Below are 21664 nucleotides of genomic sequence, written 5' to 3'. Positions count from 1 at the left end.
TAATGTCCTATAATAAGAAAAGTATGATAACAGTTGCTCCCTATAAAAATCGAGAAACTCTTTAAAAAAGCTGCATGAATTCATAGGCCTTTTGGTGTGCCTGCTCTAATTGGGCCTCGCTCATCCCCTCCAGCATCATATCCAAATCAGCGGCTTGCCCTTTTCCACTTTTAACCACCAAATACCAAGCGGCCGCTGTGACAATATCCCCCTCAACCCCTAAGCCATCACGATAAATCCTAGCTAAATTAACCTGTGCGAGCATCACCCTTTTTAGGGCATTGTCATAAAGCAAAGAAAAAGCCTCTTTAAAATCAGCTTCGCCACCACGGCCTTGTAGCAACCACTGCGCCAACATCATTTGCGCCATCACATGCTTCTTTTGTGCAGCAATGGTCATCAACCGTCGTGCATAATGATCATGTCTTGGATATTTCATAGTTCCCACAGCCAAAATTTGTGCTGCAGCGAAAGCTGCTTCAACATCGCCCAAAGCAGCTCCCTTTAAAAAGAAGGCCAAAGCCTTATCTGAATTTTCATCGTTATCATCAGCTGCTGCAACACCTCGGAGATTCTCTTTTTCACGCATCGTTTTGTAAAGAAGCAATTGTCCACAATAAAAATAGGCTTCTTTAAGGCCTGCTCGCATCGCTTCGTGAACGAGTTTTTCACCTTCTTCTTCATTTTTTTTGACAAAACTCCCATTAAACAACATCAGTCCATAGCGCAGTTGTGCATGTGGATCGCCTTGTTTGGCAGCACGTCCAAACCACAAAGCCGCGCGCGCACCATCTTGGGCAACGGCATAACCTTCCATATACATTTTCCCTACCAAGGTTTGTGCCTTTGGATCATTATTTTCAGCCCGTCTGAGTGCTGCACGAAACGCTTGTAAATAAAGGCCTTGCATATAATAATCATAAGCCTCATCATATTTTCCTGCGCGCAAAATCTGCGGTATTTTTTGTGTCCCCTTGTTTTTTGAAAAATCCTGCACCGTGTTTAAAGACTGTTCAAGATCTAAAATTTCCTCGTCTTTAGCAAAAGCCGCCGATAGAGCCAAAGCGCCAATAACCACCAACATCAACCGAAAAGCCCAAAAAACCCTATAGGCCCAATAAGCAATTTTCGTCATGATCATGCTTTCCCCATCAATAAAGGAAAATTTTTACACTTTTTCACTATCTCCTGCAGTAGGGGGAGAGGATCCTCATGAGACAAAAACATGTCTTCAACCGCAATAAATTCGCAAGCAGTCTTAAAAGCTTCATCAACCGTTGCATAATCGTTCCCAGCTTGAATAATCGCAGGAATTTCCATAATTTCTGCCCACCATGTCGCTAGAGAAAGATTGCGCGGATGCGCCTGTGCTTTTTGGTCAGCCCCTAATTTTCCAAAAAACAAATAGTCAACACCCGCTTCGGCAACAGTCATTGCCGAATGGCGATCACGTAAATTGCCAAACCCAACAATTTTATTTTCTTTTGTTTGGTCTTTGAAAATCTTAAGCGCCTCCTTATTTCCTTCAACATGCAAACCATCGGCCTTGATTCGACCAACAATCTGGCTATTATCAGCAATGATAAGAGCTGCACCACTATGTTGAACGTCATCAACATAGCTTTGCGCTTTATTTTGTAAAAAATTTTCATCGCCTTGATGAATGAACGAATCGTAAATAATAACGCAAGTAAACGATTGTGTTTGCAAAAGTGTGCGGAGTAATGATGGATTAAGAGTCCGTCGAACATCCACTGTCAAAACTAACTGCGGATAAAGACAAGACTCAAGCGGTTTACTTTTCTGTTCTGTCATAGACTACTATCCTTGCATAGCTCATATGTTCAAAATAAGTTTTTTTTTATGATCGTGCTTTGCTAAAATTAAGTGATGCTCGTGAATTGATAGAGGTTCCTTTATGGCACTACATAACGCTTTTCCTCATATTTCAACGCAGTCGCAACGTGATACACGTCTTGATGTTGTGCGTTCCTTAGCGTTATTGACAATTTTCATCAACCATATTCCTGGCACGATCTATGAACATATCACACATAAACATTTTGGTTTTTCTGATTCGACAGAAATATTTGTTTTTCTGTCGGGGATTTCTCTTGCCTTGAGTTTTGGCACACTGCCTGAGCGGATGAATTTTATAGAGAATCTGCGCAAAATTTGGCAAAGAATTGTTCAGCTTTATACAGCCTATCTTTTTGCCAGCCTTATAACCTTAGGCCTTTTTTTAGGGGCTTTTTTAATCTGGCAGTGCGAAAAACTAACGTCTATGAATAATATCGGTCTGTTTGTCACACAGCCTGTCGTTGCCTTTTTCAGCATGCTGAGTTTTGGCCATCAGCTAGGGTATAATAATATTCTCCCGCTTTATATTGTTTTCACGCTTTTTTCTCCCTTTCTTCTTTATTGTAGTTACAAACAAAAGGGGCTTCTGCTCTTCAGCTCATTCAGCCTTTACTTAGTGTGCGGCTTCTACAAGATTGGTTTTCCCTCTTATCCTTTACCAGGGCAATGGTTTTTAAATCCACTCTCGTGGCAATTTCTCTTTATCCTCGGGTTTACGGGGAGCTTATACTTCAAACAAGGGGGAAAAATTATATTTAAACCTTTCCTCCTTACTGTCTCGATCAGTTATCTTGTGATCGCCCTATTCTGGGTACGCTTAAACTGGTGGGGCAGTTTTTCATGGCTTGGTTTGCCTTCACCCTTGGCGAGTTTTAATAAGAGTTTTTTAGGTCTGCCTCGTCTGTTTCATATTCTGGCTTTATCGTCTATCTTTCTTTGCCTTCCTTGGCTGAATGAGCGATTTCGCCTTTCGGTTAAACACCCTTTGGTGATTTTGGGCAAACATAGCTTACCCGTTTTTGTTACTGGGACTATTTTTGCAATGATTGGGCAAATTTATAAAACAGTGATGACAAGTAATTTCTTGTCGGATACCTTGTTAATCACAAGTGGCATTGTGGTACAACTTGCTGTTGCTTATTTTTATGAAAAGAGAAAATCGCAGCGTCCTCTATCTTTCCTGCCACAACAGAAAGGACCTTAAACACTCTCTACACGCGCTTATTAAGCTTTTTTCCATATGCACACTTAAAGCTTTTCTTTTACGCGGTTTAAAGTTTCCTTCTATACGTGCTCATTAACCTTAGCGAAAAAAGCATCTTGCGTAATCGTTGCAAACACGTCATCTTAAGAGTAATTTAAGCTATATGATTGAAAAAACATTTCAATTTTATGGTTTATTCAGTTTAATGATGTCTGTATCGTTAGCCATCCCCTCTTCGTATCGGAGTAATAAACGTGAGCGCCCATGACCATCCGCACGATAAACCTATTGTCATGATTGAGCATGATGCTTTTGAAAATGCCTTTAACCGCCTTTATGAAGAGACAATGAATCTGATTGAAGAAACGGCAGCGTATATTGATCAAAATGGCAAATTGGCAACACGTGATCTTTCTGTTGAAACTTCTGCCCTTTACGTAAAGGAAGCGATGTATTTAAGTACAAGGCTGATGCAAATTGCCTCACGACTTTTGCTCTTTCGTGCGGGACGCGAAGAAGAGATGTTACCTGAACAAATAGAAAAAGAAATTGCCAAAATATCGCTTCATACACCATCGCTTGGGCCAGATATTGCGCACTGGCAAGAACTGCCAGAAATTTTCCGTTCTTTTGTAACGCGCTCGCTAAGTTTAGAAAAACGCGTATATCATATGCACTATGACTCAGACTATGTCTCTTCTAAAAGCTTAGAAGACAAAAATCCAGTTAATAAACAACTTGAATTGCTAAAAAATGCCTTTCGGCACTTTTAGCACAGATTAAGATTGATGTTTTAAGAGTCTCTTCTTTTCCTCTATCCTAGTGGATATATCAGGCTCCCTCTATGTGCGCCCATAAAGATCTCCCTCTGCTTTTTTATGCTACACGCTCTTTTCTGATTTTCCCTGCATCCTGACACCTTACTTCATGTTTTTTTCTGCATTTTTTTGTGCTTGATACATTATGAGACTCCCTTTCACATTTTTTCCCCTTTTGCATTTCACCTTTCCTCTTGCACTCTGCCCCTTTTCACACTCTAACTCTCCTCCTTCATCCTGCTCCTCTTTTCATACTCTGCTCCCTCTCGCATCATTTTGCCTGCTTCTCTCACTCTTTCTTCCCTCTCACACTCCGCTCCCTTTTTCGCACTCTAGCCCCTCACTCTAGCCCCTCCTTCTCTCTCATTCCGCCCTCTTTCTCGTACTCTCTGCTCCCTTTATTGCATTCTGTAAGACCGTATTGCATCTATCCAAAAACAAAAAAATAACATAAACTCGCCCTATGGTAGAAAAGATTCGTATTATAGGCATCGATCCAGGATTACGACGAACAGGGTGGGGCATTATTGATTTCTTGGGGAATCATATGCATTTTGTTGCTTCAGGAACGCTTCACTCTGACGCGCAATTAAACCTTGCCTCAAGATTGTATCAGCTGCATAAAGGGCTTTCAGAAGTTGTACACCAATTTATGCCACATGAAGCCGCTGTTGAGCATGTTTTTGTTAACAAAGATGCTACAGCCACTTTAAAATTGGGGCAAGCTCGTGCTATTGCGCTTCTTGTTCCGGCACAAGCAGGATTGCCGGTCTTTGAATATGCACCAAATACGATCAAAAAATCTGTCATTGGTGTTGGTCATGGAGCAAAGGAACAAATTCATATGATGGTTAAGAGGCTTCTTCCCCGCGCTGAATTTGATGGCCATGACGCCGCTGATGCACTTGCACTTGTGATCTGTCACAGTGCCCACCGCACAAACTTTGCTCATCGCATAAAGGGGTGAGCCTATGATTGGAAAATTAACGGGTATTCTCGATAGCGTTTTTGAAGATCACATCATTCTGGATGTCCAGGGTGTAGGCTATGTCATCTTTTTATCCAATCGGCTGCTTTCTTCTCTCCCTGAGCGGGGGAAAGCGGTCAGTTTCTTTATTGAAACCCATGTACGGGAAGATGCAATCCGCCTTTTTGGTTTTGAAACAAAAGTTGAACAAGACTGGTTTTGTCTGCTACAAAATGTCCGCGGTGTAGGCGCCAAGGTCGCTTTGGCGATCTTAAGCACTCTGCCTCCCCCACAGCTGGCACAAGCCATTACGCTCAGTGATATCGCCATGATCAGCCGCTCTCCCGGAGTGGGCAAAATGGTGAGCGAAAGAATTATCAATGAGCTCAAAAACAAAGCTTTGCCTTCCAACGCACCTCATCAAAGCATGCCACATTTTGTCTCTCATTTGTCAGAGACCTTTTCTCAAGCAGGCACTCAACAAACTGGCCATCAACACAGTATGGATGCCCTTGCTGCTTTGACAAAACTTGGTTTTGAGCGGGATCAAGCAACCCATGCTCTTCAAGAAGCGATAAAGGCTTTTGAAGGAGAAACCCCTTCTTCAGCACTTCTTATTCGCCATAGTTTGAAATTGCTTTCCTCTCATTCAAAATAAGGTCAAGATGCATAAAAATGAGAATAACCGTCTTCTTGGTAACGTGTCCCTTCCGGACGATCCAGATCGTTCTTTAAGACCACAAGTGTTGGATGACTTTATTGGTCAAGAAGCGGCCCGCGCCAATTTAAAAATATTCATCGAAGCCGCGAAAACACGTCACGAGGCCTTGGATCATGTTTTATTTGTTGGTCCCCCTGGTTTGGGAAAAACAACCTTATCGCAAATTATGGCGAAGGAATTAGGAGTTAATTTTCGCTCTACATCAGGGCCCGTGATTGCTAAAGCAGGCGATTTAGCAGCGCTTTTAACTAATTTAGAAGAGCGTGATGTCTTGTTTATTGATGAAATTCATCGTTTAAACCCAGCGATCGAAGAAATTCTTTATCCTGCGATGGAAGACTATCAGCTTGATCTCATCATTGGTGAAGGTCCGGCAGCGCGTTCGGTCAAAATTGACTTAGCAAAATTTACCTTAGTCGCCGCCACAACGCGTTTGGGGTTATTAACCACTCCCTTACGGGATCGTTTTGGCATTCCAATCCGGCTCAATTTTTACACGATCGAAGAATTAGAATATATTGTTAAACGCAATGCACGCCTTTTTTCTGTGCCCATCAGCGATGACGGAGCGCATGAAATTGCATGCCGTGCACGGGGAACACCGCGTATTGCCGGGCGACTGTTGCGCCGCGTGTGTGACTTTGCTCTGGTTAAACAAGCAAAAGCCATTGACCGTGAAATTGCAGACACCGCACTTTCGCGTTTAGAGGTGGACCATCTTGGTCTTGACCCGCTAGACCGTAGTTATTTAATGTTGATTGCTGATGTTTTTTTAGGGGGCCCTGTCGGCATTGAAACAATCGCAGCAGCTCTTTCAGAACCACGTGATGCGATTGAAGATATTATAGAACCCTATTTGCTCCAACAAGGCTTTATTCAACGAACACCGCGTGGGCGTATAATCACAGAGAAAGCTTGGGCACATTTAGGGCTTCGTGCTCCGACACAGCCAGCGGCTTCAGCCACACACTCAACACCAAATCTCAGCACATCATCGGATATCCCCGTTAGCTCTTTGATACAAAAACATTTATGGGAAAAAGATTATGACTGAAACAACCGATATTCAGGCTTCTCCCTTTTATTCTTTTGATAACCTGCAGGCGCGTGTTTATGTCGCGGATACTGACTTTTCTGGCATTGTTTATCACGCACGCTATTTGGAATTTTTTGAACGAGGACGCTCAGAATTTTTGCGCCATATAGGGTTAAAGAATATCGATTTGGCCTCAGGCCAACAGGGGGAAAAGCTATTTTTTGTTGTACGACGCATAGAGATCAGTTATTCTCAACCCGCTCACATTGATGATCTTTTAACCATCAAAACACGAATCAATCGTGCACAAGGGGCACGCCTTTTCATTGATCAAGTGATTATGCGTGATGATACATTGTTGGCCGAAGCTAAGGTTGAAATCGCCATCATCAACCAAGAAGGTAGACCAAGACGCTTGCCTAAGAATTTATTTTCTGGAACCTCTTGTTAAAATGCACGACCAGAAACATTAAGATGGGATGCAGATCTCCTGAGCATAGATCACAAAAAGCTTAAGAGATCTACTTCTTAGAAGATCTCTTGAAAATTTATTTCAAAAAACCCTCTCAGATACGCAGGGATAGCTTTTTTGCTTAAATAATTCTTCATCTGCATGTTGAAATCGCTTAAACAAGTATTAAAATAAAGACTTAAGTGCGTAAGATTAAGAATGAGCAGATCGTTTATGCTCAAATCATTTATCCACGCATAGATTTTTCCGTATGGAGGGGTTTATCTACGCATATGAGGACCTTTCTTACAAGGCGTGTTCAAAAGAAATCTAAAATGCCTGAGATAAAATGGGCAACTTTTGTGTCCAAAAATTTTCTCCGCAAAGTAACGATTTCCTTTGTTAAATTTAGAAACTATACACAAATAGAGTATAAGAGTTTTAAAGTTTTCATTCTAAAGAGACGAGAATTATGACGCACGTAGACCTTGCTAGTCCAGAAATTACAGGAATGTGGGCTTTATTCATACAAGCCAATTGGGTTGTAAAAGCTGTTATGATTGGGCTTGTGCTTGCTTCTGTATGGAGCTGGAGTATTATTTTTCATAAAACATTCGCTTACCGGAAAATCCGCCGTGATATCAGACATTTTGAAAAGTTTTTTTGGTCAGGGAAATCGTTAGAAGAGCTTTACACGGCTTGTCAAAATCAGCACTTCAATAATATCTCTACAGTTTTTATAGCGGCGATGACAGAATGGAAAAAGTCACTCACAAAAGGGATCCATACCTCATCGAGCTTACAAATTAGAATTGAAAAGGCGATGGACCTGGCTATCGGGCGTGAAAGTGCAAAAATAGAATCGAAATTAAGCTATTTGGCAACCCTTGGGTCCGCAGCTCCGTTTATTGGCTTATTTGGAACAGTTGTAGGCATTATGAACTCGTTTCTTTCAATCTCCGCCTCACAAAATACATCCCTTGCCATTGTGGCACCAGGTATTGCAGAAGCGCTTTTGGCCACGGCAATTGGTTTGATTGTGGCTATTCCCGCAGTTATTTTTTATAACAAATTAACAGGTGAAAGCGCGCAAATTATTGCGCAAATAGAAAATTTTGCCGATGAATTTTCAACCATTATATCACGACGTATTGATGAGAAGATAACTTCTAACTCATAAAGGGAAAGTTTTATGGCACTTTCTGTTTCTCCTCTTTCTCAAAAAGGCTCACGAAAAAAGCGTCGCTCGCGTAACCATTTGATAAGCGAAATTAATGTGACACCTTTTGTCGACGTTATCTTAGTTTTATTGATTATTTTTATGGTCTCTGCTCCCCTTGTGGTGAATGGTGTTCCCCTTGATTTACCGAAAAGTCAAGCAGGCCCTATTCAGGTTGATCGTCCTCCGCTTACTGTTTCGCTTGATGAAAAAGGCCGCTTAGCCATCAATAATGATTATTATAACAGTGTGGAAGAATTGATTGCAAAATTGAAGTCTCTTCTTGAAACAGATCCAACACAAAATACGCAACGTATTTTTGTACGTGCGGCCCGAACTGTTGAATATCAGGAAATTTTAGCACTTCTTGCTAGCATTCAAAAAACAGGATTCTCACAAGTTTCCTTAGCTAGCTTAGCACAATAAATGGTGATCTTGATAAAATGATTCTCGTTGCATGATGCAAATATTAATCGTCGTACCATGTCAATATAAATTATAACAGGGCTGAACAATAAAAAACCAAGGCAATGCTGATGGAAAAAAATTCTCATCATTCCATGAAATGGAGCTTAGCTTTTTCTTTTGCAGCTCATATCATCTTTCTCATTTTGGGAATGATGCATTTTATCCATTCGCCTTCTTTACCTTCTCATCAACTGGAAGCTGTACCCATTACGTTAACGCCTCTTAGTCAGGAGCTGTCTCTCCAACAAGGTTCATTAAACGCTCCTCCTGGTGAAAGCCCTGCCCTAAATCCGACAACCAAACTGCAGGAAAAAGAGCAAGCACGTCATGTGGGTGATGGAGAAATGGATCTTGCTGCCCCTTTTAAAAAGCAAGAAAAACTACGCCAAATTGATGCAGCATCTCCGATCTTTGGTGAAAAGGATGCTGCAGAACTTCCTGTGCTTCCACAAAAAACACAAGAAGAGAGTGTTCAACCAGAGCGACTACAACCCGAGCCAAAGCCAACGCAATCCGAACAAATACAGCCAGAGCCAACGCAATCGGAACTAGCACAACCAGAACCGGCTCCGGCAATAATACCCCCACCACTCACACCTGTACCAGAAACAGTTCCTCTGCCACGGATTAAAGCTAAAGCCTCACCAAAACGCCCTCAACAAACAGCACAAGCTTCACCCCCAAAAGGTGAACAAACCATTGAAGATATTCTCGCACTCGAGAAAAATGATCTTATAAATCGTGCTCGCACACAAGGCGGAGGGGCAAAACGCTCACAACAACCAGAAGCAATAGGGGCAAAAAAAGATATTAACGCTTCAGAACGCATGGCCCAAACTCTGGTAAATCTTGTTGGCGCTTGTATTCAAAGCAAGCTCAAACTTGTTGCTATTGGTGGCAATTTACAAAATCGTCCTATTGTGCGATTACAATTTCAACTAGATAATAACGGAATGATTCAAGGCACGCCTATCATTGACCCACTTCAAGGTGATGAAAATCAAAAAACTGTCATGACACGACAAATATATGCAGCTGTTTTTGCTTGCCAACCCTATGCAGATCTCCCACGTGATCAATATAATCTATGGGGACAGGGCTTTGATTTTAATGTTGATCCCCTGCAAGGACAAGAACCATGAAACAACAATTGATCTTTTTGATACATAAAAGGGTAGTCCCCATGATTTCTATGATGAAACATCCTCTTTTTTCTTGGTTTATAATCAGTACGAGTGTGTGTTTTTTTTCTGGTTCTTTTTCTCATGCACAGTTAAAGGGAGCCATTTCTAATGCTGACTTTAACCCTATTCCCATTGCAATCACAGATTTTATTGCGCAAGATTCAATTGGCGAAAAGATTGCTGCTGTTGTTGCCGCAGATCTTGAACGGTCAGGGCTTTTTAAACCACTAGACAAGGACTCTTTTCTTGAAAAAATCACCGACCCTAATAGCCAACCCAATTTTTCCAATTGGCAGCAACTTAACGCACAAGGATTGGTCACCGGGTATATCCACCGAGACTCTAATGGACGATTAAGAATTGATTTCCGTTTATGGGATGTCTTTACCCAGAAGCAAATCAAAGGACGGCGCTTTTACACAACAACGGAATATTGGCGCCGTGTTGCTCATATGATCTCGGATGAAATTTATAGCAAAATGACAGGAGAAAATGGTTATTTTGATACCCGTATTGTTTTTGTTGATGAAACAGGGCCGCTCAATGCCCGTGTAAAGCGTTTAGCGATCATGGACCAAGATGGCGCAAATTTGACCTATCTTTCCAATGGCAAGGAACTAGTACTGACACCGCGCTTTTCTCCTAATCGACAAGAAATTACCTATATGGCTTATGATGCGCATAAAACTCCACATGTTTATCTGCAACAAATTGAAACGGGACAAAGAGAGTTGATCGGGACCTTCGATAATATGACCATTGCCCCGCGCTTTTCACCAGATGGCCAAAAAGTGATTATGAGTTTGTTAGAAGATAATGGCAGTGCCAATCTTTACACCATGGATTTACGCACACGAACCGTGACACGCTTAACAACAACACGCGCCATTGATACATCGGCCTCCTATTCGCCAGATGGCAAACAGATTGTTTTTTCATCTGATCGTAATGGAAAACCACAAATTTATATTATGGACGCAGATGGGAAAAACCCTCATCGTATTTCTGAAAATGAAGGTAGTTATTCAACACCCATTTGGTCACCACGCGGTGATTATATTGCTTTCACCAAACAATCTCAGGGGCAATTTTCTATTGGGGTGATGCATCCTAATGGGAAAGGCGAAAGATTATTAACAACAGGATTTCATAATGAAGGACCAACCTGGGCACCTAATGGACGTGTTCTCATGTTCTTTCGTCAAGATGCAAATCAAGGCGCACAAATTTATACGATTGACATCACCGGACGTAATGAGCGTCGATTGCCCACACCCAATAATGCCTCTGACCCAGCGTGGTCTCCTTTACTTGGCAAAACACCATAAATATCTATGGATCTCAATTGAGTCTTATACTGGTAGGCCTAATTGGCACCTAATATATAGGAAATCTCATAGGGAGCCTAATATAAGGGCCATCACGTTAGATTTCATTCTAAGCCTTAATTGGGTTCACATTGAACTTTACACGGGGAAAGTACTGCAACTCTCATCCAGCATAGTTTTCCATAATTCAAACAAGTTGATTTAAACAAAAAAACTCAAGAAAGCCTTCAAGACAAGCACCATAAAGATGCAGAACCAATACTCTGCTTTTGCCCCATCCTCAACACTTTCCCTGGCATGCCACTTATACTCATACTCACGATCACTGGGTTCATAATCCACAGCTACTCCACACATAATCCACAAAGGGAAGGGCATAATAATCCGTCAGGTTAAAACACCAAGCAAAAACAACCCAAGCTTTATCTCAAAATAGACTGTTCTTGTGCTTTTGTCCATTGCCCTAACGCTGCAAGGTGATTCATCCGTGCACGGTGATAAAAAGCTTTTTGAGCAGCAGGAACATTTTCCTGTTTACCACCCCATACTTTTAACGCTGCAGCTTGCAATGCACGCCCATAAGAAAAAGTTAATTTCCAAGGCATGGTGCCCAAAGCATTCATCGCCGACAAATGAGCCGTGGCTTCTTCATCAGACTGACCACCTGAGAGGAAAGCGATCCCTGGAACAGCAGTCGGAACACTTTGTTTGAGAACACGAACCGTCTTTTCAGCTACTTCTTCAACAGAAGCACGGCGAACATCCTTGCCATCAATCACCATATTGGGTTTTAAAATCATCCCTTCACACATCACACGGGCTTCAAATAATTCTTCAAAAACCGTTTTTAAAACAGCGTAAGTGACATCAAAACAGCGTGTGATTGAATGTTGGCGAAAAGGACCATCCATCAAAACTTCTGGTTCAACAATCGGCACAAGACCAACTTCCTGACACAAAGCAGCATAGCGCGCCAAAGCCTGTGCATTCTGGCGGATAGCCCCCCGTGTTGGTAAAGTCTGGTTATCAATCGCAATCACAGCACGCCACTTGGCAAAACGAGCCCCGAGCACATAATATTCTTTTAAACGCTCACGCAATCCATCGAGCCCTTCTGTGATAGTTTCATGCATAAAAGCTGCTAAAGGCTTCGCACCTGTATCCACCTTAATGCCGGACAAAGCGCCTGTCTCATGAATGAGATCTGTCAACATTTTCCCCGTTGATGCTTTTTGGCGTATCGTTTCATCAAACAAAATCACACCAGAAATAGCTGATTTCATAGCATCTTTTGCTGTGAAAAACATTTCACGGTAAGCCCGGCGATTGTCTTCGCTAGACTCGATCCCCATAGTTTCAAAACGCTTCCCAATCGTCGCTGTACTTTCATCTGCTGCTAAAATCCCCTTACCTCCATCAACTAAGGCAAGTGCAATGTCTTCAAGACGTTCCTTCATAACAAGCTCCTCTTGTTTCTCAATTTTTAAACAAGGGTTATCACCCTTTTAAAACCAAAATTCTGGCCTTTAAAGCAAAGCCTAGTCTTTAAAACAAAAACATCTGTTCAATGCCAGAAGCCTTAATTCTGCAAATTTTTAATTCTTTAAATCTTGCATCAAAGCGAGCACACCAGGAAGGGTCTTCCCTTCCATCCATTCCAAAAAAGCTCCCCCTGCCGTTGAAAGATAGGTGAAATCATCAGCAACCCCAGCATGGTTAAGAGCAAAAATCGTGTCTCCACCTCCTGCAATCGACACACAATGGCCTTTTTGGCTGCGCGCTGCCACATAGCGTGCAACGGCAATCGTTCCATGATCAAAAGGAGGTACCTCAAAAACACCAAGCGGCCCATTCCACACAAGAGTCGCAGAAGCATCAATCACCGTATTAATACGCGCGACAGAATGCTCGCCAATATCCAAAATCATCCCCTCATCAGGGATCGCTTCAATCATACAATGTTGATGCGGTGTTCCTGTTTCACACTGTAATCCTACCACCGCATCAACAGGTAAAACAAGTGTACAGTGGTTTTCACGCGCTTTTTCAATAACATCTTTGACCACATCCATAAGCATAGGTTCACAAAGGGATTTGCCAACACCATGACCTTGAGCCATTAAAAAATTATTGGCCATCCCGCCGCCAATCACCAAATAATCAACCTTTGTTACCAAATGATTGAGCACAAAAAGCTTACTTGAAACCTTGGCTCCTCCCACGATAGCGGTCACTGGTTTCTTTGGATTATCAAGCCCTTTTTCTAAAGCCTGCAATTCGCGCTGCAGCGCTATACCCGCATAAGAAGGCAGGTAATGTGTGATCGCTTCAACAGAAGCATGCGCACGATGAGATACCGAAAAAGCATCATTCACATAAAGATCACCCTGTTGTGCTAAAGCTTCAGCAAAATCAGCATCATTATTTTCTTCTTCCTTGTAAAAACGGAGATTTTCTAAAAGAAGAATCTGCCCCTCTTGCAAAGTTTCAATCGCTGTCTGTACGGTAGCCCCAATACACTCCTCAACAAAGAAAATTTGCTGTCCCATAATAGTTTCTAGTGCCTTTGCAACAGGACGCAAAGATAATTCCGGCACAATCTTGCCCCTGGGGCGGCTGCAATGGGAAAAAAGAATGATCTTAGCACCGCGTTTTTGCAGTGCACAAAGCGTTTCTTTGTGTCTCTCAAGGCGCGTATCATCATAGACCTTACCCTGTGACATCGGTACATTAAAGTCTACGCGCACCAATACACGCTTTCCAGAAACATTCGCTTCATCAATTGTACGAAACTTCATCACTGCGCTTATTCTCCTTTTTTGACCCCTCACACTGTCTCTTTTCCTTCAATTTTTCTCTTTTTAGAAAGAGATTTTCAAAAAAATTTATGGGATATCTGTCTAAACAGCTTTCTCTTTTTTTCTTGCCCTATGGAAACAGCATTGTCTCTTGAATAATAGGTTAGACAATTCATAACGAGTGAGACAATCGGTTTTTTCATTTTACTCAAATGCATAACACACGCCGCTATCCCTATTAGCTTATGGAAAGATACCAGTGGGATAAGCTTTTTCTCAAGTAGAAACTTAAAAACCTTTTTCTTTTACAAAGTTTTAGCCAGGGCAACAGCTGTATCGATCATGCGGTTTGAAAAACCCCATTCATTATCATACCAAGCCAAAACACGACATAAACGATGATCGATAACCTTAGTTTGGTCACTTTGCACAATGGCTGAATGTGGATCATGATTAAAATCACAGCTCACAAGCTTTTCCTCTGTATAGCCCAAAATGCCTTTAAGCACTCCTTTTGAGGCCGCACATAAAGCCACATTAATCTCTTCCACACTGGTGGAACGTTGAGAAGTAAATGTCAAATCAACCACAGAGACATTCGGAGTGGGAACGCGCATAGACACGCCATCTAATAAACCTTTTAATGTTGGCAAAACCAAGCCCACGGCTTTCGCTGCTCCTGTTGATGTCGGGATCATAGAAAGAGCTGCAGCCCGTGCACGATAAAGATCACGGTGGGTTGCATCTAATAGATTTTGATCCCCCGTATAAGAATGGATCGTTGTCATAAAGCCTTTTTCAATACCCACCGTCTCGTGTAGCACCTGCGCCACAGGCGCCAAACAATTGGTTGTACAAGAAGCATTGGAAATAACCTGATGCTCCTTTTTCAAATCGCGATGATTAACCCCATAAACCACTGTTAAATCAGCACCTTCAGAAGGAGCAGAAACGAGAACACGTTTTGCCCCGGCCACCAGATGAGCGCTTGCTTGGTCACGTGCTGTAAACTTACCCGTACATTCCAAGGCAATATCAATATCTAAATCTTTCCACGGTAACTGTACTGGATCGCGCGATGCTGTTACCTGAACCAAACGCCCGCCAATCTCCAAAGCATTCCCAACCACTTTTACAGTTTCAGGGAAACGCCCATGCACTGAATCATAGCGTAATAAATGTGCATTCAATTCTACAGAACTTAAACTATTAACCGCTACAACTTCAATATCTTGGCGCTCATTTTCAACCACAGCACGCAAAATACCGCGCCCAATACGACCAAACCCATTAATGGCAACACGAACACTCATTTCACGATTCCTCATTTATTTTTTGGAGTTTTTCTTTCACCACCGCGACAATATTTTCACATGTAATGCCAAAATGCTTGTATAATTCATCTATCGGCGCACTGGCACCAAACCCTTCCATGCCAATAAAAATGCCATCCCGACCAATAAAGCATTCCCACCCTTGCCGGATAGCAGCTTCAACAGCAACTTTCACAGGGGAATTCCCAATCAACGCATTCTGATAAGCAACAGATTGTTCAAAAAATAATTCAAAACAAGGCACAGAAACTACGCGGGATGCAATCCCCTCTGCTTCTAACATAGCATGCGCCCGCACAATAATCTCAACTTCTGAACCTGAGGCAAATAATGTCACCTGTGCATCATCACCATCTGTCAACAACTCATATGCCCCCAATAAGCATAGATTGTCTCCTGTATGCTCACGGCGCACAAGCGGCAAATTTTGCCGACTTAACGCTAAAGTAGAAGGTGTTTTGAGAGATTTTAAAGCCAATTGCCAACATTCGACAGTTTCAACAGCGTCTGCAGGTCTGAAAACATAATGATTAGGCAAAGCACGCAACGCGGCCAAATGTTCAACGGGTTGATGAGTTGGGCCATCTTCGCCAAGGCCGATAGAATCATGCGTCATGACATAAATCACACGCAACCCCATTAAAGAGGACAAGCGCATAGCAGGGCGCATATAGTCAGCAAAGCATAAAAAAGTTCCGCCATAAGGGATAAAACCACCATAAAGGGCTAAGCCATTCATGATGGCCCCCATCGCATGTTCACGAATCCCATAATGGATATAGCGGCCTGAAAAATCATCCGCTGTAATTTTTCTCATTTGGCTGCTTTTTGTTAGATTAGAGCCCGTTAAATCAGCTGATCCGCCAATGGTTCCCATCACCACTTCATTAATGACATCCAAAGCCATTTCTGAAGCTTTACGTGTTGCCACAGTGGGACACTCTGCCACAAGCTTTTCTTTATAAGCCTCAAGAACTTCATCAAAATTACTGACGAGATCACCACGCACAAAACATTCAAACTGAACCCGCTCTTCAGTTGGTAACGCAGCTAATTTTTCTTCCCATTCCTGTCGTTTTTTCGCAGCATTTAAACCTGCCAAGCGCCAACAATCAAGAATATCCGATGGAACCATGAAAGACTCAGCCTCCCACCCCAAAGCTTCACGCGTTGCAGCGGCTTCTTCTTCTCCTAAAGGGGCACCATGAACTTTATTGGTTCCCGCCTTTTTGGGGGCACCAAAACCAAGGGTTGTTTTACAAGCTATTAACGTTGGCTGATTAGACTTTTGTGCTGCTTTCAAAGCGTGGGCTATAGCTGTTTGATTGTGTCCATCAACTTTTATGACATTCCATCCACACGCCTTAAAGCGTGCCTCTTGATCTGTACTGTCAGTCAGTGAAATTTCTCCATCAATGGAAATATTATTATCATCCCATAAAACAATGAGTTTATTAAGTTTCAAATGGCCTGCAAAAGCGATCGCCTCTTGAGAAATTCCCTCCATCAAACAACCATCACCGACCAAGGCATAAGTATAATGGTTAATTAAATCGCCAAAGCGAGCATTAAGCAAACACTCACCCAGTGCCATACCCACAGCATTAGCCAACCCTTGGCCTAATGGCCCGGTTGTTGTTTCAATGCCTGCAGCGTGTCCATATTCTGGATGGCCAGCAACCTTAGACCCCATTTGGCGAAAATTGCGAATTTCTTCTAAAGAGATGTCTTCATAGCCAGATAAATAGAGGACAGCATAAAGTAACATAGACCCATGCCCTGCCGACAGAACAAAGCGGTCACGGTTGACCCAATGAGGATTTTTAGGATCATGGACTAAAAATTGTGTATAAAGAACTGTCGCAATATCGGCTGCTCCCATTGGCAAACCAGGGTGACCAGACTTTGCTTTTTCAATTGCGTCAATGGCAAGAAACCGAACCGCATTGGCCATTTGTGTTTGTTGCTTAGTATTCATCATGAGTTATAATACTGCTTTTGTTTGATTTTTCTGCTTCTGATAATTCGAGAAATACGGCTAGTTTGAGAAATACAGTAACTTTTCATAGAAACCTTTTGTGATCACGTGCTTATATTTCTTTCCTCCATCTTACTGGTTTCTACCATTTATGCTAATAGTCTCAAAAAATCTAGTTTTTAATTTATATGTCTCTGATGCTTTTCTTGCCAAAAGATTTTACATATTTAAGGAATAAATTCATTATAAAAAATGCGTGATTCGTTTTTGTGAAAAAATGATAAAGGGTGAAATCATTATGAATCAAGAGACTACTTCTTTGCCAGAAGTGCTCAAAAAATTAAACAATGCACTGAAAACTTTAGAAACCACAATTATCAACCACAATATTCTCATGGATAAACATAATGAGTGGGAAGAAGAAATTCAGTACATGAACGCAGATCGCAACCGTCTTGCCCAAGAACTTGATAACTCCGAAGCGCGTGCAGAACGGTTGAAAGAAGCCAATAAGGAAGTTTCCAAACGGCTTATCACAGCCATGGAAGCTATTCGCACTCTCCTCGATCGATAAAGGTTTAAAATATATGGAAACCATTTTAGTCACCATTGATGATAAAGTGTATCGTATGGCTTGTGATAAAGGGCAAGAAGACCATCTTACAAAACTTGCTGCGCAATTAGACCAATATATCAGACATTTAAAAAATAATTTTGGGGAAATTGGCGATCACCGTTTATCAGTTATGGCTGGTATTATGATACTCGATGAAATAGAAGAAATTAAGCGAGAATACAAAAAATTACAGGAAAGCCACGCAACTCTTTTACAAAAAAACCAGGAACAAGACCGTCACATGATCCAAATTGTACAGGAAACAACCAAACGCATTGAAAAACTAACCCAAGAATTGCGCAAAGATGCACATTCTCTTAACTTACAGTAAGAGAGCGAGCCAACAGACTGTTAATGATCATCAGTGCAACTTTTGTAAGATACTGAATCAGTGAAATTTTTGCCAAGACATCTGATCTGCACCCAATAATCAACGAAACGTGATTGACACAAAGACAACATATTAAATAAGCAGCCCTTTAGAACAATATTTTCAAGACTCTAGTTCACCTTCATAGCAATGATAAGACCTTCACCAATGTGCACGCGTATAGTGCTCATCCTCTAGTGATAATTACAATCCTCTCTCACGAACGTATATGCTTTAACATGCACGCTTAATAGCAAACTAACGTGCACAGCCCATTAGTGCTCATGGCAACAATCCTTTTTCACGAACGTGCGCGCTCAATATGATCGTGCAATGCTTATAGCGAAGAAGGATCTTTTTTCACTTCAGGCCTATTCAAAGCAGGATTATCAAACAAAGATGATCCCGTTAACTGAACCGTCCAATTAATCTGATTGCCAGTATCAATCTCTTCAAAATACGCCTTTTGAAACCCTCTAGCAAAACAATCATGAACCCCCTCAATCAAAAAAGAACTATCTTTCACACACATTGTCACAGGGCCGTTCCATCCATTTTTTCTCTCAGCATCTTCAGCATGCATATAATAAAATCGCGATGTCAACTGCCCATCAATTAAGGTCTTGCATTCTGCCGTCGGCACAACCCACCAACCCTCGCTTACCCATCCTGAAGAAGAACGGTAACCAAGAGCGATCCCCACAGGCCCCTGTGTCTCATTACAAACCCGAAAATCAGCTTGTGCATAGTCCAAACATGAGAATAAAAGAAAAATATTCACCAATATTCCTCTTATTTTCTGTAGAAAAATATTCTGCAATGCCCCATATTGCTCCTCTATATCCCTCCCTCCACTTTTGCGATAACAGCCTATACAATAAACCATAAATCTCTTTTCTTCCTTTCAGATTTTGTGAAGTTTTCTGCATCGAATAGCATGTCTTTTAAAATCTTGTAATTCTTTATCCTTTTCCCAAAGGAGGCAATTATGAAAAAGAAAATTTTTTATTTTTAATCATAATTTTCTCTTATGATCTTTGCACTACTCTTAATTTATAGATATTTTTTTAATGTTAATGTGTAAAAAATGAAAAACTTGACTCTCACCCTGTTCTTCATGCCGTCCCCAACATAAATTTCTTATTAAAAATCCACCGATAAATAACTTAAAGTTAATAACATACTAATCTGGAGAAAATGAAAATGAACACCGCTAGCGATCAAACACACGCTATCTCCGTCAATCAATTACGTTCTTTTATCGAACGTATTGAACGGCTAGAAGAAGAAAAAAAAGCAATTGCTGATGATATTAAAGATGTTTACACAGAACTTAAAAGTTCTGGTTTTGATAGTAAGGCCGTGCGTAAAATTGTTGGATTACGCAAACAAGAAGACCATAAGCGCATAGAAGAAGAAGCGGTTATTCAACTGTATAAAAATGCTCTCGGGATGACTTAATTCGAAGAGCAAAGCTCCTTTTCGATCTCTTCACGCAAGAGTTCCAAATTCAACCATTTCTCTTCTTGTTGCGCACAAAGATTTTTTTTCTCTTCTAGTGCAGCCGATAAACGTTCAAAACGCGCCTTATCGGAACAATAGAGTGTGGGATCAGACAATTCTTTTTCAAGTGTTTGGATCTCATGAGATAAAATATCAATGCTTTTCGGCAGTGTTTCAAGCGCATAGACTTGCTTATAAGACAATTTGCGTAAAGATGTTCCCTCACGCAGCAAGGGTTGCTTTGTCCGCTCACGCAGAACAGTAACAGGCTTTTTCTGATCTTGGCGCCGCGCAAACTCAGCCTGTTTTCTTTGCGCAATCATATCGCTATACCCACCCGCATACAAAATCCACTGCCCATCCCCTTGTGGAGCTATAGTATGTGTTACAGTCCGGTCTAAAAAATCGCGATCATGGCTGACAACCATAACAGTGCCTGGGAAATTAGCAATAAATTCTTGCAGCAAATCCAATGTTTCCATATCCAGATCATTAGTCGGCTCGTCGAGAATCAAAAAATTTGCTGGCTGCGATAAAAGCCGTGCCAATATTAAACGCGCACGCTCCCCACCAGATAATTCTTTCAATGGTGTACGCATTTGTTCCGGCGCAAATAAAAAATCTTTCATATAGGATACAACATGACGCTCTTGCCCATTGATCACCAAACTATCACCCCGCCCTCCGGTTAAATAATGTGCCACTGTTTCCTCTTCATTGACAATGCGCTGTTGGTCGAGCAGAGCCATTGCCAGATTATGCCCACGCTTAATCACTCCACTATCTGGCTTTTCCTGATCTATAAGAAGAGAAAGCAAGGTCGTTTTTCCAACCCCATTTGGTCCCACAAAGCCGATCCTATTGCCACGCTGAATGCGCAAAGAAAAATCTTTCACAATCACGCGCTCACCATAGGATTTTGTAATTTTCTTAGCTTCAAGTACCAATTGGCTAGAATCATGACTGTCCGCAGCAGAAAAGAGTGCCGTTCCTGGCACCGCTTGATAATTTTTCTGCTGCTGCCGTAGCTCTTTTAACTCGGTCAAACGCCGCACATTGCGCTTTCGCCGTGCGCTCACCCCATAGCGCACCCATTGTTCTTCTCGCGCAATTTGCCGGCTAAGCTTATGCTGATCAAGTGCTTCTTCTTCCAAAGCTTTATCGCGCCAAGTTTCAAATTCAGAAAAACGTTTTTCAAGCTTTTTAGTCCGGCCACGATCAAGCCATACAACACAATGTGTCACCGTTTCTAAAAACCGCCGATCATGCGAGATCACTACAAGTGCTGAATTTAGAGAACATAAAATGCTTTCAAGCCATTCAATGGTTGCTAAATCGAGATGATTGGTTGGTTCATCCAACAATAGAACGTCTGGTTGTTCAGCAATCGCCCGTAATAATGATACGCGCCGCTTTTCCCCCCCAGAAAGGGTAGCAAGCTTTTCGCTACCAGAAAAACCAAGATCGCGCAGTAATGTCTGGATAAAAGACACATCATGAGCTTCATTTAACTCAGCTTGCACATAAGCATTTACATCGTCAAATCCTGAACAATCAGGATTTTGTGAGACATAATGGACCTTAGCGCGAGGATGGCGAAAAATCTCGCCTTCACTCGGCTCCAGCAATCCAGCAGCAATTTTTAAGAGTGTTGATTTTCCGCACCCATTGCGCCCAACAAGAGCAATACGCTCCCCCTTCCCGACTGATAAACAAGCTTGGTCGAGCAAGGGGGTTGTTCCAAAGGTCAAAACAATACGGTCAAGCCGCAGGAGCAGTACCATCAAGCAAACTCATCACTATTGAAGA

Annotated in this window: 21 protein-coding genes; 13 read left to right on the top strand and 8 right to left on the bottom strand. The window is 41.8% G+C overall.

Annotation, left to right across the window (positions count from 1 at the left end):
* Positions 1 to 61: 61 nt before the first annotated feature.
* Both H710_RS01745 and H710_RS01740 read right to left on the bottom strand, forming a co-directional pair.
* On the bottom strand, positions 62 to 1135 hold the full coding sequence (locus H710_RS01745; protein WP_052472871.1) for a tetratricopeptide repeat protein: 1074 nt from the start codon (positions 1133 to 1135) through the stop codon (positions 62 to 64).
* Positions 1136 to 1137: 2 nt separating this feature from the next.
* Complete coding sequence (locus H710_RS01740; protein ID WP_041849136.1) at positions 1138 to 1815, bottom strand: thiamine phosphate synthase; 678 nt, start codon at positions 1813 to 1815, stop codon at positions 1138 to 1140.
* A 103-nt stretch (positions 1816 to 1918) separates the two neighbouring features.
* Here H710_RS01740 and H710_RS01735 point away from each other — a divergent pair, with 103 nt between their 5' ends.
* From H710_RS01735 to tolB, 10 genes are all read left to right on the top strand, one after another.
* Entirely contained in the window at positions 1919 to 3064 is a 1146-nt protein-coding gene (locus H710_RS01735; RefSeq protein WP_041849135.1) for an OpgC family protein, read from the top strand.
* 254 nt (positions 3065 to 3318) lie between these two features.
* Positions 3319 to 3837 carry a DUF1465 family protein gene (locus H710_RS01730; protein WP_041849134.1) on the top strand — a complete coding sequence of 173 codons (519 nt, stop codon included), beginning with the start codon at positions 3319 to 3321 and terminating at the stop codon, positions 3835 to 3837.
* 508 nt (positions 3838 to 4345) lie between these two features.
* Positions 4346 to 4849: a crossover junction endodeoxyribonuclease RuvC gene (ruvC, locus tag H710_RS01725; protein ID WP_041847125.1), complete on the top strand. Its 504-nt coding sequence runs from the start codon at positions 4346 to 4348 to the stop codon at positions 4847 to 4849.
* Between the two features lie 4 nt (positions 4850 to 4853).
* On the top strand, positions 4854 to 5507 hold the full coding sequence (ruvA, locus tag H710_RS01720) for a Holliday junction branch migration protein RuvA (protein WP_041849133.1): 654 nt from the start codon (positions 4854 to 4856) through the stop codon (positions 5505 to 5507).
* Positions 5508 to 5514: 7 nt separating this feature from the next.
* On the top strand, positions 5515 to 6624 hold the full coding sequence (gene ruvB, locus H710_RS01715; protein WP_041849132.1) for a Holliday junction branch migration DNA helicase RuvB: 1110 nt from the start codon (positions 5515 to 5517) through the stop codon (positions 6622 to 6624).
* Positions 6617 to 7057 carry a tol-pal system-associated acyl-CoA thioesterase gene (ybgC, locus tag H710_RS01710; RefSeq protein ID WP_041849131.1) on the top strand — a complete coding sequence of 147 codons (441 nt, stop codon included), beginning with the start codon at positions 6617 to 6619 and terminating at the stop codon, positions 7055 to 7057. The genes ruvB and ybgC overlap by 8 nt, the downstream gene beginning before the upstream one ends.
* A gap of 472 nt (positions 7058 to 7529) precedes the next feature.
* On the top strand, positions 7530 to 8237 hold the full coding sequence (gene tolQ, locus H710_RS01700) for a protein TolQ (RefSeq protein WP_041849129.1): 708 nt from the start codon (positions 7530 to 7532) through the stop codon (positions 8235 to 8237).
* Positions 8238 to 8249: 12 nt separating this feature from the next.
* On the top strand, positions 8250 to 8702 hold the full coding sequence (locus H710_RS01695; protein ID WP_041849128.1) for an ExbD/TolR family protein: 453 nt from the start codon (positions 8250 to 8252) through the stop codon (positions 8700 to 8702).
* A 110-nt stretch (positions 8703 to 8812) separates the two neighbouring features.
* Positions 8813 to 9886 carry a hypothetical protein gene (locus H710_RS01690; RefSeq protein ID WP_041849198.1) on the top strand — a complete coding sequence of 358 codons (1074 nt, stop codon included), beginning with the start codon at positions 8813 to 8815 and terminating at the stop codon, positions 9884 to 9886.
* 41 nt (positions 9887 to 9927) lie between these two features.
* A complete protein-coding gene (gene tolB / locus H710_RS01685) occupies positions 9928 to 11256 on the top strand; it encodes a Tol-Pal system beta propeller repeat protein TolB (protein ID WP_041849127.1) in 1329 nt (442 codons plus the stop codon).
* A 422-nt stretch (positions 11257 to 11678) separates the two neighbouring features.
* On the opposite strand, the gene H710_RS01680 is transcribed toward tolB, so the two are convergent.
* From H710_RS01680 to tkt, 4 genes are all read right to left on the bottom strand, one after another.
* On the bottom strand, positions 11679 to 12713 hold the full coding sequence (locus H710_RS01680) for a class I fructose-bisphosphate aldolase (protein WP_041849126.1): 1035 nt from the start codon (positions 12711 to 12713) through the stop codon (positions 11679 to 11681).
* 138 nt (positions 12714 to 12851) lie between these two features.
* Entirely contained in the window at positions 12852 to 14054 is a 1203-nt protein-coding gene (locus tag H710_RS01675; protein ID WP_041849125.1) for a phosphoglycerate kinase, read from the bottom strand.
* A 305-nt stretch (positions 14055 to 14359) separates the two neighbouring features.
* Complete coding sequence (gene gap, locus H710_RS01670) at positions 14360 to 15367, bottom strand: type I glyceraldehyde-3-phosphate dehydrogenase (RefSeq protein ID WP_041849124.1); 1008 nt, start codon at positions 15365 to 15367, stop codon at positions 14360 to 14362.
* 1 nt (position 15368) lies between these two features.
* Complete coding sequence (tkt, locus tag H710_RS01665) at positions 15369 to 17369, bottom strand: transketolase (RefSeq protein ID WP_041849123.1); 2001 nt, start codon at positions 17367 to 17369, stop codon at positions 15369 to 15371.
* 295 nt (positions 17370 to 17664) lie between these two features.
* Between tkt and H710_RS01660 the strand changes: the two genes are divergently transcribed.
* Together H710_RS01660 and H710_RS01655 are read left to right on the top strand one after the other, a co-directional pair.
* Positions 17665 to 17940 carry a DUF4164 domain-containing protein gene (locus tag H710_RS01660; protein WP_041843508.1) on the top strand — a complete coding sequence of 92 codons (276 nt, stop codon included), beginning with the start codon at positions 17665 to 17667 and terminating at the stop codon, positions 17938 to 17940.
* Between the two features lie 13 nt (positions 17941 to 17953).
* Positions 17954 to 18313, top strand: coding sequence for a cell division protein ZapA (locus tag H710_RS01655; RefSeq protein ID WP_041849122.1), 360 nt, complete (start codon positions 17954 to 17956; stop codon positions 18311 to 18313).
* A 376-nt stretch (positions 18314 to 18689) separates the two neighbouring features.
* On the opposite strand, the gene H710_RS01650 is transcribed toward H710_RS01655, so the two are convergent.
* The gene (locus H710_RS01650) at positions 18690 to 19238 is read right to left on the bottom strand and encodes a DUF1036 domain-containing protein (RefSeq protein ID WP_041849121.1); all 549 of its coding nucleotides are present in this window, start codon (positions 19236 to 19238) and stop codon (positions 18690 to 18692) included.
* A 317-nt stretch (positions 19239 to 19555) separates the two neighbouring features.
* Here H710_RS01650 and H710_RS01645 point away from each other — a divergent pair, with 317 nt between their 5' ends.
* A complete protein-coding gene (locus H710_RS01645) occupies positions 19556 to 19813 on the top strand; it encodes a DUF2312 domain-containing protein (protein ID WP_041849120.1) in 258 nt (85 codons plus the stop codon).
* Here H710_RS01645 and H710_RS01640 read toward each other — a convergent pair.
* A complete protein-coding gene (locus tag H710_RS01640) occupies positions 19810 to 21642 on the bottom strand; it encodes an ABC-F family ATP-binding cassette domain-containing protein (protein ID WP_196295837.1) in 1833 nt (610 codons plus the stop codon). The two genes, H710_RS01645 and H710_RS01640, sit on opposite strands and share 4 nt — an antisense overlap.
* Positions 21643 to 21664: the final 22 nt, after the last annotated feature.

Origin of the sequence: Bartonella bacilliformis Ver097 (genome assembly GCF_000709795.1) — a bacterium.
Taxonomy (GTDB): Bacteria; Pseudomonadota; Alphaproteobacteria; order Rhizobiales; family Rhizobiaceae; genus Bartonella; species Bartonella bacilliformis_A.
The sequence above is the reverse complement of the archived record's forward strand: the minus strand, read 5'-3'. Positions and strand labels throughout refer to the sequence as shown.